The sequence below is a fragment of the Pseudomonas sp. OG7 genome (assembly GCF_014192825.1).
Classification (GTDB): Bacteria; Pseudomonadota; Gammaproteobacteria; order Pseudomonadales; family Pseudomonadaceae; genus Aquipseudomonas; species Aquipseudomonas monteilii.
Genome location: NZ_JACHYK010000007.1, coordinates 184,764 through 201,824, shown reverse-complemented (window position 1 = coordinate 201,824; position 17,061 = coordinate 184,764). Strand labels below are relative to the sequence as shown.

The following is a 17,061-nucleotide window of genomic DNA, read 5'->3' as shown; positions in this document are numbered from 1 at the left end:
AAATCATGCACATGAACTATTCGTAACATGTATGAAAAACAGACATGCAACGCACTAATTCAACAGCTGTCGCAGCCCTGTAACACAAGCATTGTTGACTTACTAAGGCACCAAGATAAACTGCGCCTTATGAATATTCTTGAGAACAAGCATCACATCATGCTCGACGCACTGGCAGAGGCCCCTGCCGACGCCAGGCAAAGCGTGCGCCTGTGTTTCGAACTGCTGTCCGCGGCTGCGGCAATCAACCGCGTGTGCGCGGTTCGCCTGGCTCGCCATAACTTGTCGGAGGGGCGTTTCGCCATCTTGCTGACGTTGCAAGCGGCTGGCGGACGCTTGTCGCCACTGGAACTGGCGACGCGTCTGGCGATTACTTCAGGCACCGTCACCGGTCTGCTCGACGGTCTGCAAGGCGACGGCTTCATCAAGCGCCGCAAGGATGCCCACGACCGTCGCAAACTGAGCATCAGCCTTACCCCGGCAGGTGTTGCTGTCCTGGACGCGGTATTCGCCGAACACACCGACTGGATCGGCACGATCATGCACACGCTGGACAACACACAGCGCGAAGCCCTTTCCACCGCGCTGCAGGCACTTTCGGCGAGCCCTGCCTTGGCATTGCCACCCGACAAGGACTGAAGCCAATACACCCGTCAAACCACATGGAGGTGGATGATGTTGCAGAATCAGAGCGTACTGGCACGAATCGGCAGGAAGCCGCGCGTGCACAGCGAGCGCGACCAGGTAAGGCGGCGCCAGGCCTGGCTTGAAGCCTGCCTGCCAGCAGCACTCTACCGGCGGCTGTTCATTCGCCGCCTCTGCAGCCAGCCGCTAGCCATTGAAGGCTTCAGCTTTCGACCGGTGCAGAATCTGTATGAACTCGAGCAGGCCCTGCGCCTGGTCAACGACAGCTATGCCCGTCGCGGCATTGCTACTGTGTGCCGCGCCGGCATGCGCTTCTCACCCTTTCACCTGCTACCTGGCACCACCACGTTCGTGGCACTGAAAGGCGACCAGGTGGTGGGGACCGTGTCACTGATCGAAGACTCGCCGCTCGGTTTGCCGCTCGAAGACGTGCATGTCAACGAAGCGGTGTTGCAACGCCTGGGCGGTGGCCGCCTGGCCGAAGTCGGCACCCTGGCGGTCTGTAGCCACTACAAAGGCAAAGGCGTGCCCCTCATGCTGTACAACGCCATGTTCCGTTGGGCCATGGACCATCGCCGGGTAAATAGCCTGCTGATCGCCGTGCACCCTCGCGCCGCCGGCTTCTACCGCAACGTGCTGTTCTTCTCGCCCATTGGCCCCGTGCAGACCTACACCAAGCTCAACAATGCCCTGTCGCTACCCCTGGCCTTGAACCTGAACCAGGCACGCCAGGTGTTCGCCAAGGTCTACCAGCACCCTGGGCTGGGCTTTACCGTCGAGCAGCAGCACACCGACCTTTTCGACTTTTTCTGCGCACGGCATTTCCCGCACATCCAGTTGCCCGTCGCGCCGCCTCAAACCCACTGGAGCACTGACGAAGTGCTCACCCACATGGCACGTTGCGGCACCTCGCCGCGCCATCTGACGCCGCGGGTACGGCGGGTTCTGCAACTGGATTGAGCAGCCCGCCCCGCGCTCCACACCACACGACTTTCATGGAGGATACGTTCATGGACATGGGATTGCTGCGCGCGATCTACAGGGAAATTACCCTCAGGCACCCCCTGGTGCGCACGCCTGAGCCTGATCTGGTAATGGCTGACGACGCCTGTGTCTCGGCTTACGCCGACAGTGCAGGCCAAGGCCAGGCGCTTTCCGGTACGTACCTGTACCACTGCGCCCAGATGTGCGCGTTGATCAAACCGGGCGATGTCGTGCTGGACATCGGCTGTGGCCCGGCCAGCCTGCTGCTGCAACTGGCCCGCCTGAACCCGAGGGCCGAATTCATCGGCACCGACCTTTCGGCCACCATGCTCGAGGTGGGGCAGGCCTCGATTCGCCAGCAAGGCATCGACAACGTCGAACTGCGCGAGGAAGACATGACTCGCCTGGCCGGTATCGCCGACCGCAGCGTTGACGTGGTGATCTCTTCGATGGCGCTGCATCACTTGGCCGACCTCACTCAACTGGAAGCTACGTTTCGCAACATCGCACGCGTGCTCCGCAATGACCGGGCCATCTACCTGAACGACTTTGGCCGGCTCAAGTCGGTAGAGTCGGTGGACTATTTTGTCAGCCGCGCCAGTGATGGAGCCGACCAGGCCACACTGCTCGACTACCGCAACTCGCTGCTGGCTGCTTTCTCTCTGGAAGAGTTCCAGACCCTTGCCGCCAGTTACCTCGGCCCATGCGCCAAGGTATACAGCACAGCGGTCAGCCCGCTGATGATGGTGATCCGCACCCCCAAGCGGCGCTGTGTGGCAGCGATGAAGGGCGAATTTCGGCGACGCTACCGCGATTTGCCACGCAGCCGCAGGGCCGACGTCGACCAACTGCGCCTGTTCCTTGGCATGGGAGGCCTGGCTAGTGCGTTCTGAGCCGCAGGGGCTACAAGCCGCCTTGGCAGCCTGGCGCGCGGTGCTGGGTGACGCCCATGTCCAGAATGACGCCAGCACGCTGTGCCAGCTGAAGCAGGACACCATGCGCTCGCCCGCCCATGCCAGTGCCAGGCTCAGGCCAGCCAACAGCGAGCAGGTAGCCGCCTGCCTGGCCATTGCACACCTGCACGGTGTCGCGGTGCAGCCGGTAAGCACAGGCCACAACTGGGGCTATGGCGGCGTGGCAACGCTTCACGAGCACTGCGTGCAACTTGACCTGTCGCGCATGGACAAGATCCTTGCCTTCGACGAGGCTCTGGGCGTGGTCACCCTTGAACCAGGCGTTACCCAGGCCGCGCTGGCCGATTACCTGGCCAGTCGCAACCTGCCATTCCTTACGCCAGTCACCGGCGCAGGGCCCACCTGCAGTGTGTTGGCCAACGCGCTGGAGCGCGGCTTTGGCATCACACCGTTAACGGACCACTGGCAAGCCGTCATGGGCCTTGAAGCCATTCTGCCCGATGGCCAACGCTATCGCTCGCCGATGTGGGCAACGGGCACCACCGCCTGCTTCAAGTGGGGCATCGGCCCCTACCTGGACGGCCTGTTCAGCCAGAGCGGGCTGGGGGTGGTGACACAAATGTCGATCGCCTTGGTCAAGCGCCCACAGGTCGTGCAACCGTTCTATTTCTGGGTGGACTCGGCAGCACAGCTCCCGGCCGCCCTCGATGGCATCAAGCGCATTCTGGAACGTTGCGCCAGCCAGGTGGGCGGCATCAACCTGATGAACAGCACGCGTCTGCTAAGCATGGCCTACAACACCCGGCCCCTTACCCAACTGAATCAGGCCGAACGCAACGCCGCCGCGCAATCGCTGGCATTGCCCGCCTGGATGGGGGTAGGTTCGATCTACTGCGAACAGGCGCAGCTGGCTTCGCTCAAGGGCATCATCCGCAGCGAACTGCGGCGGTTCTGCAGCCGTTACCTGTTCCGCAGCCAACGCCAGCTGGTGCTGGCTGAGCGTGCCTTGCGTCTGCTGCCGGGGGCCTGGTCCAGGCGTTGGCAAGTGACCTTGAGCAAACTGCGCATGGGCGTTGAACTGATGGAAGGCCAGCCGAACCAGGTGGCACTGCCGCTGGCTTACGCCGCAGGTGCGCAACCGCAGCAAGGCGCCTTGCTCGACCCGGCCCGGGACAACTGCGGCCTGATCTGGTACGCGCCTATCCTGCCCCTGCGCAGCCAGCAGGTAGCCACCTTCGTCTCGCACATGGAACAGGCTTGCGAAACCCATCGCATGCCCTGCCCGGTTACCCTCACCACCTTGTCGGGCCGCGCAATCGACTGCACCGTGCCGTTACTGTTCGACCGCAACGATGCCCCCGCCAGCAGCCGCGCCGAAGACTGCTACCGGCAGTTGTTCCGCACGGGCAAACAGCAAGGCGTACTGCCCTATCGGCTTCCCCTGGCCTTCATGGGCTTGCTGAGCGAAACACAAGCGCCTGCCTGGCAACTCGGGCAGCGCATCAAGGATGCGCTGGACCCAGAGCACCTGCTCGCGCCAGGGCGTTATTGCCCGTTGGCGCCAGCCCTCCACTGCCAACCTGCTGTGATGGAGCCTCAGCAATGACTGATGATCGCAAGTCCCTGATCGACCTTGGCCAACTGCCAACCCGCAACCTGGCCGAATGCCTGGCCGTGGATCAGGTGACACTGGCCAATGCCCTGGCCACCCGGTTACCTGCGGCGCTGGTCGAGCAACTGGCTGCCTGCGCTGACCAGGTTCAGACGCTGGGCCTTTCAAAAAAGGTTGCAGCCATCGGCCTGGCGCTGGGCCAATGGCTGGAACATGCACCCGCCACCCTGCGCCAGGAGGTGTTCGAGCAATGCTGTGCGCACCCGTCCGACACCGTACGCAGCTGGGCAGCCTTCGCTCAGGCACACCTTTCGCGCACGCTGCCTGCACAAGACGCCCTGCTGGCGCAGTTGCGCTTCGCCCGCGATGAGCATTTCGGTGTACGCGAATGGGCCTGGATTGCCCTGCGCCCACGCCTGGCACAGCAGCTGGACACCGCCATGCAGTTGCTCAGCCGCTACGCAGGCGACGCAGACCCGCTGGTGCGACGCTTTTGTATCGAAATCCTGCGCCCACGTGGCGTCTGGTGTGAGCACATAGCCGCGCTCAAAGAACAACCGGAAGTGGCCGAGCCGTTGCTCGTGCCGCTGTTGGCCGAGGCTGAAAAGTACGCCCAGGACTCGGTCGCCAACTGGCTTAACGATGCCAGCAAAACCCGACCCGATTGGGTGCTCCAGCTGTTCCAGCGCTACCCCCCCGGCTGCAAGGCCTCGCAGCGAATCCACACCCGGGCAACCCGAAGCCTGCCCCAGTGAATCACCACAAGGAGAGAAGCATGTCACTCAAGGAAAAACTCGACGCCATCAAACAGCAGATGGGCCAACTGCCCGCCGACGTGCTGGAAAAATTCAGCACGTCGCTACAGGCCTTGATCGCACGCCACCCCGAAGCCCATGCGCTGAAAGCCGGCGACCGCGCACCACTGGCCGTGTTGGAGGATGCCGATGGCAAGGCGGTAGACCTGCATGCCTTGCTGGCACGCGGCCCATTGGTGCTGGTTTTCTATCGCGGCCTGTGGTGCCCGTTCTGCAATGCCGCGCTTGGCGAGTACCAGCAGATGGTGGGTGACCTGGCCGTCAGCGGTGCCACCTTGGTGGCTGTCTCCGCCCAGAGCCCTGCCGCCACCCAAAAAACCCGCGAAGCCCTGGGGGTGCGCTATCAACTGTTGAGCGACCCCGGCAACCAGCTGGCACGCCAGTACGGCATCGTCTTCGAACTGGAACCGGAGCTCGAGGCGGTGTACCGCTCACTCGGTGCAGACCTCAAGGCCCTCAATGCCAGCGACGACCTCAGTTTGCCGATGGCCAGCGCATTCGTCATCGGCCAGGACGGCCGCATACGCCGGGCGTTCATCAATGTCGACTATTCCGAGCGCGCCGAACCCCAGGCGCTGATCGAAGCCGCCAGCCACTGAGTGCCACCCCCGGCACCGGGTTTCCCGGTGCCCCACCCCATCACGGACTGATGACATGAAACGTATCGCTATCATGGGGGCCGGCGTGGCCGGCCACCTGGCTGCCCTGTACCTGCGCAAGCGCTTGCCTGGCGTAGAAGTGACGCTGATCGGCCGCCCGGACCGCAAGCGGCCGATCGTCGGTGAGTCGACGGTCGAGCTGACCACGCATTTTTTCAAAGGTATCGGCCTGGGCAGCCTGCTTGAAGAAAAGCACTACCACAAATACGGCCTGACCTATTACCTGAAACTGCGCAACAACCCGGAATGCCGTAACTACGTGGTCCATGAAGCACCTGGGGTGATCCGCATGCCCGCCTACAACCTCAACCGCTTCAGCTTCGACAAAGACCTGCGTGCGATCGTGGCCGACCAGCAGGTGCAATTGATCGAGGCCGACGTGGCTGCGGTCGACCTGCACGAAGGCGAGCATACACGTCACCGCCTGACCCTGCGCAGCGAGGCGCAGACCTGGCAAATGGACGCCGACTGGGTGGTCGACGCCACCGGCCGCAACCGTTTCATGGCCAAGAAGCTGAAGCTGCACAAGGAGCCGACCTACCAGCGCAGCACGTTCTGGTTCCGCCTTCGCCAGTTTGACCGCAACATCCTGCACAGCATCAACACCCACAAGGACAAGCATCACTGTTTCGACCCGTATTACGTCACCCATCACTTCTACGGCAAGGGCTACTGGATCTGGCTCATACCCATGCGCAGCGAAGACGGTGCCGACATGATCAGCATCGGCATTACCTACCGCCCGGACATGATCAACGAACGGATTGGCACGCTGGAAGCCTTCAAGGAAAGGGTCATGGCAGACCACCCGGTGATCACCGAGCTGATGGCCTCGGGCGAAGTCATCGACCAGCACGCCATGTACAACTACATGTACGAGGCCAACCAGTATTACTCCACCGATGGCTGGTTCCTGATCGGTGATGCAGCGTTCACCTTCGACCCGGCCAACAGTGCCGGGCTGGCCTATGTAGCCCAGCAGATACCGCAAGTGGCCGCCATGATCGAGAAAGATATCCAGGGCACGTTGACGCCCGCCTATGTCAATTGCCTGGAATCGCACATCCAGGCGCAACTGGCGCTTCAGGACACCTGGAGCAAGTGGTACGAGGTAATGGACGACCCGTTCCTGATGGGCTGGACGCTGCTGTTCGCCAACATGGCGTACTTCCATGTGGTGTTGCCCATGTATGTCAGCGGCGATTTTCTCGACGGCCATCAGGCCCAGCAATTCGCCGATTTGTTGCCACGCTACACGCGGGACCTGCAGCCATCACCGCTACCCTTTGCCTGCCTGTTACGTGAAGTACGCCGTTCCAATCCGGGCATCAGCCCGCAGATGATCCCCAACCTGTATTCGCGCACTATCAACTTCGCCCTGTACAAGGCCGACAACCAGGCCCGGCCGCGATACGCCGCCAGCTACTTCCTGCGCTCGGCGCTGCTGCGCTTACGCTTGATGCGCATGGTGCGCTGGAGCGTGGCGCCTCGCCACCTGAAACTGCTGGCGCGGCATAGCCTGGGCACGCTGCAGGACTTGGGACGCGCTACCAGCCTGCGGCTGATGCCTTCACTGTTCTACAAGTACGGCGAGGCGCCCGAGCTGCTCAAGTCGCCGTTCGGCAGCGACGGCGGCTTCCTCGACCTGGCGCGCCACTGATGGGCATGCCCATGGCCGATGCCGGCAGCGACGCACTGCTGGCTCATAGCGGTGTGCGCCTGGCTGCCGGGGTCCGTGATGGCACGCTGTCGCCGGTAGCACTGGTCGAACACAGCATCCGCCGCTGCCAAACCGTGCAACGGCGCTGCAACGCGGTGGCAGTGGCGCTGTACGACCAGGCGCGGCGGGCCGCCGAAGTTGCCGAACGCCAGCGAGACCAAGGCGCCCCGCTGGGTCGACTGCATGGCGTGCCCTTCAGCTTCAAGGAGGGCCTGGGGCTGGCCGATGCGCCCAAAACGTGCGGCTCACGCCGCCGACAGCACAAGGTTGCCGGGTTTACCGCCACCGCCGCGCAACGCCTGATCGATGCGGGCGCCATTCCGGTCGCGCTGGGTAACCAGGCCGAGATGGCGCTATGGCCAGAAACCGATAACCCGGTCTACGGCCGCACCAGCAGCCCCTACCGGAACGACCGGAGTGCCGGTGGCAGCAGTGGCGGTGATGCCGTGCTGGTAGCCAGCGCTTGCGTGCCATTCGCACTGGGTACCGACGGCGGTGGTTCGGTGCGAATCCCTGCTGCCTGCAACGGCATTTTCGGCCTCAAGCCGTCACGGGGGTTGGTGCCACTGACCGGGCATCTTCCCTTGGACGAACGCGGCCTGGGGCAGCCGAATGCCATGGCCATCGCCAGGCACTTTGCTGCCGGCCCATTGTGTCGGCATGCCGAAGACCTGCCCGTGCTGCTGGAGATCATTGCCGGGCCTGACCCACTGGACCGCAATATCCTCGACAGCTACGTACACCGCCCGCCGCCTGCAGCATTGCAACGCCTGTACCTGTGCCAGCCCGAACGCCTGGGCTGGGGAAGCCGGATTTCGCCCGCCGTGGCTCTGGCGCTGGATGACGTGGCCCACCACTATCAAAGCCAAGGCACCCATGTCGAGCGCTGGCTACCCCACGCACTGAACGATGCGTTCGCCATCTGGTTGGCCGTGCTCAAGCAGGAAACCGGCGTGCGCCTGGCCGACATTCTCGGTGACGGCCAGCCTGTGGCGCATTTGGCTCATGCCTGGCAAGCACTGCTCGGCCAACCGCAGCATGCCACCGGACCTTGGCTGGCAACCGTGCTCGACAGCCTGGGCGAATGCCTGGGTAACCCCGGCCTTGCAAGGCAGCTACCCAAACGCGATGCCCTGTTACACGCGCTGACCGAACGGCTGGATGGCAACAGTGTACTGGCCCTGCCGGCGTTGCCCGGCACCTCGCCCGAGCATGGCCATGCCCTGCGCTACCCGGGGGATATCGGCTACACCGCGTTGTTCAACGTACTGGGCCTGCCGGCCCTGACGGTACCCATGGGGCGCCTCGATCAAGGCTGCCCGGTGGCCGTGCAGGTGGTGGCCGGCCCCGGCCAGGAGCCTGTGCTGCTCGACGCAGCCCGTTCACTGGAGCTCGCATTCGGTGGCTGGATCGCACCGCCCTTCTGACCCAACACATTCGGGACACCATCATGCCCAATACCCTTCACGCCAGTACCGTGCAGCTCGCGCCAACGGCGCCGGCACAGTCAGCCGTTGGCTCCCAGGCCGAACACCTGACCCTGATGTTTCTGCTGCAGCTCATCGTGATCTTCAGTGTTTCGCGGCTGATCGCCTGGTTCAGTACCCGCCGCTTGGGCCAAACGCCAGTCGCCGGCGAAATCCTTGCCGGGCTGGTGCTAGGCCCAAGCCTGCTCGGCTACTTTTTTCCTGAGCAACTGGCTGCGCTGTTCGTACCGCAAACGGCCACTGCCTTCGTGGTAACAGCACAAATCGGCCTTATCCTGCTGATGTTCCAGGTCGGCCTGGAGTTCGAGTTCGGTGCACACCTCAAGGGCCGCAAGCGTTCGGTCATCATCATCAGCATGGGTGGGCTGCTGGTACCCTTTGCCAGCGGCATGCTCACTGCCGAATACTTCTGGCAGCAAATCAGCGGGGACAGACCGCCCCTGCTGGCGTTCCAGCTGTTCTTCGCCACAGCACTGTCGATTACCGCCCTGCCCATCCTCGGGCGCATCTTCATGGAACTGGGCCTTTCGCGCTCGCGAGTCGCCACCCTTACCATCGGTGCGGCGGCAATAGACGATGTCTGCGGCTGGCTCATCCTTGGTGGCGTTACATCGCTGATCGCCTCGCAGTTCAACCCTTGGGCTTCCTTGGCCAGGGTGCTGGCGCTGGGCTTGTTCATTGTGCTGGTGATCGGCCTGGTGCGACCACTGATCATGCGCTGGATCCTCGGCGACCTGGAGCGCCGACCGCTGACGGCTCAAGGCATATCCCTGATGCTGATCATCCTGCTGGCCAGCGCGACCGTGACCAACCTGATCGGCGTGTTCTCGATCATCGGCGGTTTCATTCTCGGCGTTGCCCTGCACACTGAACGCCGCTTCGTCCAGCAGTGGAATGCCAAGGTCAGTGGCGTGGTCAACGCATTCTTCTTGCCGATATTCTTCGCCTACACCGGCCTGCGCACGGATGTGGGTGCCCTGGAAGGCACGACCGCACTGTGGAATTGCCTGCTGATCTGCCTGGTGGCCTTCGCCAGCAAGTTTTTCGGTGCCTACGGAGCCAGCCGCCTGCTTGGCGAAAACCGCCGTGATGCGGCGCTGATAGGCGTGTGCATGAATACCCGGGCGCTGATGGAGCTGGTCGTGCTGAATGTCGGCTATGACCTGGGCGTACTTCCCAAGGAGTACTTTACCCTGCTGGTGATCATGGCCATCATCAGTACCTTCATCGCCTCGCCCTTGATCCGGCTGCTCACAGCACATGCCCGCCCACCACGTTCGACCTCGGAGGCAACCGAGGTCGGCAGCGGCTGAAATCAGCGTGAGGTTTCGACGCGCAGCACTTCGGTGTAGATCGCGTCGACGGTCTGACCGACCTTGAGGTTTTTCATGCGCGCCTGCAGGTCCGGGTTCTCGACCTTGACCACCTGCAGCTTGCCCTCTGGCGGCAGCAGGCTTACTTCATGCTTGGCGAGGTCAATCTTCTTGATCTGCGAGGTGACCCTGACCTGGCGGAAGGCCTCGCCGCCCGGGTTGGGGTTTTGCGCCGTGGCGCGAATGGTGCCGGACTCCTCACTGGCCTTCGGCGCCCCGCCCACATCCGTGTTGAGCACATAGGCCACGGCACGGGTCACGAAGATGTCGACCTGGTCCCCCACCTTGAGGTTGGGTAGGGCCTTGGCCTTCTCAGTCAGCTGGAACGTCACATCCTTCTTGTTATCTGGGCCCTTCACCGTGACCTGGCGGTTGGCCAGGTCGATGGCGGTGACCTGCGTGGTCACGTGACTTTCCAGCGCCTCGCTGGCAATCGGGATATCTGCAGCGTGCACGGTGAGGCTGGTAGCGGATACCAGCGTGGCCAAAGCAACAGCATGCGCAAGTGAGCGGATCGGGTTCATAGGCCTGCTTCCATGTGATCAAGACCGGATAGGGGCGCGAAATGCTCGCGCGCCAACAAGCATAGACCCTGTCCGCCACCCTGCAGGCGCGACGTATTTCGTCCTGTTTTCGTCATGCCAACCCTTGTAATAGCAAATGCGAACTCTTTACACTTGCTTTACATTTACAAATCATTACTATTCGTGACCTTCAAAACAACAAAGAGTCACCTGTAATGGCAAAAAGGTCTGTTGCCCCAGCATCCATTTCCATGCTGGGCCTGCTAGTAGTGCCTGCTGTTCACGCCGCCGTTCAACCCGATGCTCAGGGCTCACTCGCCCTGCCTGCCACTGCCGTCACCAGCGCCTACGAGCAACAAAGCTACAAGGCCAGTGATAGCCGCAGCGCCATGAAGATCGACGCCCCCCTGCGCGACATCCCGCAAACCGTCAACGTCGTACCTGAAAGCGTGATCAAGGACCAAGGCGCGCAATCCATGGAAGACGTGCTGAAAAACGTGCCCGGCATCGGCCTGTCCAACGGCGACGGCCAGCGCGACCAGGTGACCATCCGTGGCTTCAGCGCCATTGGTGACATGTACATCGACGGCGTACGGGATGACCCCCTGTACTTCCGCGACCTGTCCAACATCGAGCGTGTCGAGGTCATCAAGGGGCCTGCTGCCGTGCTGTATGGCCGCGGCTCTTCCGGCGGGCTGATCAACAGCATCAGCAAGAAACCGAGCTTTACGCCCAAGCGCGAAGTCGGCATGAGTTTCGACAGCGAAGGCAAGCGCCGCACGCAGTTCGACACCGGCTGGGCCGACCCGCAGGGCAACCAGGCTTACCGTGTGACCGGCGCCTTCGAAGACAGCGACACCTTCCGCGACGATGGCTACATCGACCGCAAGGCCATTGCGCCGTCGGCCTACTTCCGCCTGTCCGACGACCTGGAACTGAACCTGGGCGCCACCTACCTGTACGACAAGCGCCTGATCGACTTCGGCATCCCGGCGCTGGGCAATCGCCCTGTGGATGTGGACCGCGACAAGCGCTTCGGCTCTGGCGACGCCGACCAGGACTACGCCCGCAGCGAAGTGTTCTCGTTGACGGCGAGCCTGGACTACCGCATCAACGACAACTTCACCCTGACCAACACCAGCCGCTACTACCGCTACGACCTGGACCGCAACAACACCCTGGCTGACAGCAGCCCTACACGCTTCGTCACTGCACCCAACGGCGAACTGCTGGTCAAGCTCAACCGCGGTAACGTAGCCCGTGACGAATACGGCGTATTCAACCAGACCGAGCTCAAACAACAGGCGCAACTGGCCGGCATGCAGCACAACCTGCTGTACGGCGTGGAAGTGGGCTTCCAAGACAAGTACCAGCGCGTGTTGAGCCAGAACAACGTGGCCCAGGTGCCGGTGTACCGCGACGCCCTGGTATCGGTACCCGAGCACGCTGCCAACCTCTCCTCCAAAGGCACCAACTTCCAGCAGACCACCGGCCTGTACCTGCAGGACATGATCGAGCTGAACGAGCACTGGAAGGCCCTGGTCGGCGTGCGTTATGACATCTTTGGCCAGGAGTACGACGACGACCGCGTGCAGAACGTCGACCTCGACCGTACCGACAAGACCTGGAGCCCGCGTGCCGGCCTGGTCTACCAGCCAGACGCCATCCAGTCCTACTACGTGTCGGTCAGCCGCAGCTACCAGCCTTCGGGCGAGGTGTTCGCGGTCAGCCCGACCAACCAGCACCTGGAGCCGGAAGAAACCACCAACTACGAAATCGGCGCCAAGTGGGACCTGCTCGACAGCCGCCTGTCGCTGACAGCGGCGGTGTTCCGCCTGGAACGCACCAACATGAAGACCGCCGACCCGGCAAACCCCAACTTGACCGTGCTGGCCGGCGAACAACGCACCGACGGCTTCGAGGCCACCGTCAGCGGGCAGCTTACGGACAAGTGGCAGGTCTACGCCGGCTACGCCTACCTGGATGCCGAGATCACCAAGTCCAACAGCAAGACCAACGGCGTGGCCAACGAAGGCCAGACCCCTACCCTGACGCCGCGTAACAGCGCCAACGTCTGGCTGGTACGCACCCTGACCCCGGAGTGGCGCGTGGCCGCGGGTGCCAATTACGTGGACGAACGCTACACCGCGCTCGACAACGTGGTGGTGATGCCGGGCTACACCACCTTCGACGCTGCGCTGCTGTACAGCGTGCCGCAGTGGGATGCGGCGCTGCGCCTGAAGAACGCGTTCGACCGGGATTACTATGCCTCGGCACATGGCTCGGTAGACCTGGTTACCCCAGGGGCACCGCGTACGCTTGAGGCAAGCTTCAATTATCGCTTCTGATACCGAACGGGGCGCAAGGCGGCCCCGAAAGGTTCAGCGATTACGCGTCACCCGCCACACCGTATTCGCCAGGTCGTCAGCGATGATCAACGCCCCACGCGGGTCCACCGTTACCCCTACCGGTCGCCCACGGGTCTTGCCATCCTCACCCCGGAAGCCAATGGCGAAGTCGATCGGTTCCCCGGCGGGCTTGCCATCGCGGAACGGCACGAAGATCACCTTGTAGCCCACCGGATTTGGCCGGTTCCAGCTGCCGTGTTCACCCACGAACACACCCTCGGCGAAACGCTCGCCCATGGCCGGTATCGAAAAATCGACACCCAGCGCAGCCACATGCGAGCCAAGGCTGTAATCCGGCTTGATCGCCGCCGCCACTTTGTCCGGGTTCTGCGGCCGTACCCGCTCGTCGACGTTCTGCCCCCAATAGCTGTAAGGCCAACCATAGAAGCCCCCCTCACGCACCGAGGTCAGGTAATCCGGTACCAGATCGGGGCCTAGCTCATCACGCTCGTTGACCACCGCCCACAATTGCCCGGTCTGCGGCTGGATGGTCAAGGCCGTCGGGTTGCGCAAGCCGGTGGCATAAGGACGGTGGGCGCCCGTCTCGGCATCGACCTGCCAGACCATGGCGCGGTCGGCCTCTACCTCCAGGCCACGTTCGGTGATGTTGCTGTTTGAACCAATCCCCACATACAGGTAGCGGCCATCCGGGCTGACCGTCAGCGCCTTGGTCCAATGGTGGTTGATTTCGGCAGGAAGGTCAGTGAGCTTGGTGGGCGCTCCATCAGCCTGGGTCTGGCCGTCCCGGTAGTCGAAGCGCACCAGCGCATCCTGGTTGGCCACGTACAGTTTGCCGTCGGCAAAGGCCAGACCGTAAGGCGCATTGAGGTTTTCCGCAAACACCGTCTGCACCTCATAGGTGCCATCACCGTCGGCATCGCGCAGCAAGGTCAGGCGGTTGCCGCCTTTGACCTGGGTGTTGCCTTTGGCCTTGATCTGGCTGGCGATCACATCCTTGGGCTTGAGCTTGGCTGCACTGCCGCCGCGCCCCTCGGCGATCAGAATGTCACCGTTGGGCAGTACCAGGCTCTGCCGCGGTATCCTCAGGTCGGTAGCGATGGCCGTGATGCTGAAACCTTCCGGCACAGTCGGCTTCTGCTCACCCCAGGCAACCGGCCGGGCAATCTTCATGCTTGGCAGCAAGCTGCGCTCGGGGGCTGGCAACTTCGGGTCCGGGCCCAGCGCCTGGGTCACCTCACCATCGCCGCCGCACGCACTCAACAACAAAGCCACGCCCAACAGGCTCAACGCATGCAAAGGCTTCATGCTGCACCTCCCGAGCGCAGATTGCTCAAGCCGGTCCAGGCAGCGATTACCGCGAGCACCGTGACGATTACCGACAGCACCAGCCCGGATGGCATCACCGCCCAGGCATCCTTGGCATGTTCAAAGGCATTGATCAGGCCCAGCATCCACGTCACCAGCAACAGCACGAAGTACAGTGTGGGTCGCCCACTTTTGCGCTCTGCCCGGATCAGATTGGCCAGCGCGAATAAAAGTGCCAGCCCGCAGAACACCAGCCCACCGGCGATCAACCAGGCGGCGAAGTTGCTCCATTGGATCTGGTAGCTGTTCAGGTAGGCGATGTCGCTTAGCAATGCGCCGAGAAACAGCGGCACACTGCCGGCCAGCAGCAAGGCGTGAAGCGGGCTGGGTGTATGACGACAGAGGGTTTGGTCAGGTGTGGTCACAGTGCCTCCTTTTCATTCAGTGACCCAGGGACTGATGGGCTATTGCCACCAGGCACGCACAGGTTGCGCTAAGCAAAGGAGCCCTGGGGTGGCGCGATAGTTCACCGTTTCGCTGGAATGAAATATCCTGCAAGCTATTTGGCTCGTGCCCCAGGAGCAGACATGATTAGCAAAATGAAAGACGGGCACGCCCCCTTTGCACTGACCACCCTGCTCGCCTTTTGCCTGGCACTCACTGCTGGCTGCTCCAGCAAAAACAGCCAGGCACGCTATGCAGCTTCTACCGTAGGCTCAAACTGCTTTGCCAAAGCAGTCCCCTCAACCGGAGAAGGCGGTTTGGCGTGGGGGAATACCCTGAGCATTGCCCGGCAGAAATCGCTGAACAACTGCGTGCGCTATGCCGCCCGGTCAGGAGGCACGCCTAGAACGTGTCAAGTGGTGATTGCCAAGTGCAAGAACTAAGTGTTTATGCACTACAAATAAAAACGGAAATTTCCTACAAATATAAACAGGCTGCCTTACTGCAATAAGCGCCACAACTACCCGACTCAAAATCCGACGCCACCGCCCCCTGCTGCCTTCGAAGAAGCCCCTGCTAGACTCAACAAAAGGAAGCGCAAAGTCGAGGGTGACCCGGGTTGGCTCATTGACTGACTACGACTACCAGCACGTTAGCCACTCTCTTTTGCACCTCGCAACCGTTCGATAACCGAACAGTAGCCCGTCTCGTGAATTGACGCTGCCATCCTCACTGCGCACCATGCACCGGCCTTGCGTGCCCCCTGCCTGGGAACCGGCCACGTATCTGTCGTACCGCAGCTGAATACAATTTCAAGAAACGAGCAGTTTATGAACCACTCCAAGATCACCCCCGCCGCACCCCGGATGCACCCGGGTTCGATCGGCGACAAGCTTCGCGGCGCGTTCGGCGTCGGCAAAACCCGTTGGGGCATGCTTGCCCTGGTGTTCTTCGCCACCACCCTGAACTACATCGACCGTGCCGCGCTCGGCATCATGCAACCCGTGCTGGCCAAGGAAATGAGCTGGACGGCGATGGACTACGCCAACATCAACTTCTGGTTCCAGGTCGGCTACGCGATCGGCTTTCTGCTGCAGGGCCGGCTGATCGACAAGGTGGGGGTAAAACGCGCCTTCTTCTTCGCCGTGCTGCTGTGGAGCCTGGCCACCGGTGCTCATGGCCTGGCGACCTCGGCCGCCGGCTTCATGGTCTGCCGCTTCATCCTGGGCCTGACCGAGGCCGCCAACTACCCCGCCTGCGTCAAGACTGTACGGCTGTGGTTCCCGGCGGGTGAGCGGGCGATTGCCACCGGGCTGTTCAACGCCGGCACCAACGTCGGCGCCATGGTTACCCCGGCCCTGCTACCGCTGATTCTGGCCGTGTGGGGCTGGCAGGCCGCATTCATCGCCATGGGTAGCCTGGGCCTGGTGTGGGTGGTGCTGTGGCTGCTGAAGTACTACAACCCTGAAGACCACCCCAGCGTGCGCCAGAGCGAGGTGCAGTACATCCAGCAGGATGACGAGCCCGAGCCGACCCGCGTGCCGTTCAGCCGTATCCTGCGCCTGCGCGGGACCTGGGCTTTTGCGGTGGCCTATGCGATTACCGCGCCGGTGTTCTGGTTTTACCTGTATTGGCTGCCGCCGTTTCTTAACCAGCAGTACAGCCTGGGCATCAACGTGACCCAGATGGGTATCCCGCTGATCATCATCTGGCTGACGGCGGACTTTGGCAGCATCGGCGGCGGCATTCTGTCGTCGTGGCTGATCGGACGCGGCGTGCGTGCCACCACGGCGCGGCTGGTATCCATGTTGATCTTTGCCTGCACCATGCTCAGCGTCATCTTTGCCGCCAACGCCAGTGGCCTGTGGGTCGCGGTGGCGGCCATCTCGCTGGCCGTGGGCGCGCACCAGGCGTGGACGGCGAATATCTGGAGCCTGGTGATGGACTATACGCCAAAGCACCTGGTGAGCACGGTGTTCGGCTTTGGCAGCATGTGTGCGGCAATTGGCGGAATGTTCATGACGCAGATCGTCGGTAGCGTGCTGACCGCTACCCACAACAACTATGCCGTGCTGTTTACCATGATTCCGGCCATGTACTTCCTGGCGCTGGTGTGGATGTACTTCATGGCACCGCGCAAGGTCGAAAGCGCCTGAGTGCGCTAGTCACTTTCCTCTACGGGGCCCTTGCGGGCCCTTTTTTTAGTCTTG

General features: G+C 62.4%; 15 protein-coding genes. 12 read left to right on the top strand and 3 right to left on the bottom strand.

Annotation, left to right across the window (positions count from 1 at the left end; all coding sequences use genetic code 11):
- The first annotated feature begins 129 nt into the window (after positions 1-129).
- Genes FHW75_RS18465 through FHW75_RS18425 form a run of 9 tightly spaced genes read left to right on the top strand, consistent with a single transcriptional unit; the run spans position 130 to position 10,149 of the window.
- Entirely contained in the window at positions 130-639 is a 510-nt protein-coding gene (locus FHW75_RS18465; RefSeq protein WP_019099572.1) for a MarR family winged helix-turn-helix transcriptional regulator, read from the top strand.
- 36 nt (positions 640-675) lie between these two features.
- Positions 676-1,605: a GNAT family N-acetyltransferase gene (locus tag FHW75_RS18460; protein WP_019099571.1), complete on the top strand. Its 930-nt coding sequence runs from the start codon at positions 676-678 to the stop codon at positions 1,603-1,605.
- Between the two features lie 50 nt (positions 1,606-1,655).
- Positions 1,656-2,522, top strand: a complete 867-nt coding sequence (locus FHW75_RS18455) for a class I SAM-dependent methyltransferase (protein WP_019099570.1) — start codon at positions 1,656-1,658, stop codon at positions 2,520-2,522.
- Complete coding sequence (locus tag FHW75_RS18450) at positions 2,512-4,149, top strand: FAD-binding oxidoreductase (protein ID WP_159266291.1); 1,638 nt, start codon at positions 2,512-2,514, stop codon at positions 4,147-4,149. The genes FHW75_RS18455 and FHW75_RS18450 overlap by 11 nt, the downstream gene beginning before the upstream one ends.
- Positions 4,146-4,910 (top strand): hypothetical protein, encoded by a 765-nt coding sequence (locus tag FHW75_RS18445; protein WP_159266292.1) that lies wholly within the window; start codon positions 4,146-4,148, stop codon positions 4,908-4,910. Before FHW75_RS18450 ends, FHW75_RS18445 begins: the two co-directional genes overlap by 4 nt.
- Positions 4,911-4,930: 20 nt before the next feature.
- A complete protein-coding gene (locus FHW75_RS18440; RefSeq protein ID WP_016713821.1) occupies positions 4,931-5,569 on the top strand; it encodes a peroxiredoxin-like family protein in 639 nt (212 codons plus the stop codon).
- A gap of 55 nt (positions 5,570-5,624) precedes the next feature.
- Positions 5,625-7,289: an NAD(P)/FAD-dependent oxidoreductase gene (locus tag FHW75_RS18435; protein WP_019099566.1), complete on the top strand. Its 1,665-nt coding sequence runs from the start codon at positions 5,625-5,627 to the stop codon at positions 7,287-7,289.
- Positions 7,289-8,776 (top strand): amidase, encoded by a 1,488-nt coding sequence (locus tag FHW75_RS18430; protein WP_183674207.1) that lies wholly within the window; start codon positions 7,289-7,291, stop codon positions 8,774-8,776. Before FHW75_RS18435 ends, FHW75_RS18430 begins: the two co-directional genes overlap by 1 nt.
- Before the next feature lie 23 nt (positions 8,777-8,799).
- Entirely contained in the window at positions 8,800-10,149 is a 1,350-nt protein-coding gene (locus FHW75_RS18425) for a cation:proton antiporter (protein ID WP_016713817.1), read from the top strand.
- Between the two features lie 2 nt (positions 10,150-10,151).
- On the opposite strand, the gene FHW75_RS18420 is transcribed toward FHW75_RS18425, so the two are convergent.
- Complete coding sequence (locus FHW75_RS18420) at positions 10,152-10,733, bottom strand: hypothetical protein (protein WP_016713816.1); 582 nt, start codon at positions 10,731-10,733, stop codon at positions 10,152-10,154.
- Between the two features lie 215 nt (positions 10,734-10,948).
- Here FHW75_RS18420 and FHW75_RS18415 point away from each other — a divergent pair, with 215 nt between their 5' ends.
- Positions 10,949-13,081 carry a TonB-dependent siderophore receptor gene (locus tag FHW75_RS18415; protein ID WP_183674205.1) on the top strand — a complete coding sequence of 711 codons (2,133 nt, stop codon included), beginning with the start codon at positions 10,949-10,951 and terminating at the stop codon, positions 13,079-13,081.
- Positions 13,082-13,114: 33 nt separating this feature from the next.
- Here FHW75_RS18415 and FHW75_RS18410 read toward each other — a convergent pair whose 3' ends face one another.
- Positions 13,115-14,407 (bottom strand): sorbosone dehydrogenase family protein, encoded by a 1,293-nt coding sequence (locus FHW75_RS18410; RefSeq protein ID WP_019099562.1) that lies wholly within the window; start codon positions 14,405-14,407, stop codon positions 13,115-13,117.
- Complete coding sequence (locus FHW75_RS18405; RefSeq protein ID WP_161989976.1) at positions 14,404-14,832, bottom strand: DUF2231 domain-containing protein; 429 nt, start codon at positions 14,830-14,832, stop codon at positions 14,404-14,406. Before FHW75_RS18405 ends, FHW75_RS18410 begins: the two co-directional genes overlap by 4 nt.
- A 162-nt stretch (positions 14,833-14,994) precedes the next feature.
- On the opposite strand from FHW75_RS18405, the gene FHW75_RS18400 reads away from it, so the two are divergent.
- On the top strand, positions 14,995-15,294 hold the full coding sequence (locus tag FHW75_RS18400; RefSeq protein ID WP_409321415.1) for a hypothetical protein: 300 nt from the start codon (positions 14,995-14,997) through the stop codon (positions 15,292-15,294).
- 423 nt (positions 15,295-15,717) lie between these two features.
- The gene (locus FHW75_RS18395; protein ID WP_371059045.1) at positions 15,718-17,007 is read left to right on the top strand and encodes an MFS transporter; all 1,290 of its coding nucleotides are present in this window, start codon (positions 15,718-15,720) and stop codon (positions 17,005-17,007) included.
- The last annotated feature ends 54 nt before the right edge of the window (positions 17,008-17,061 follow it).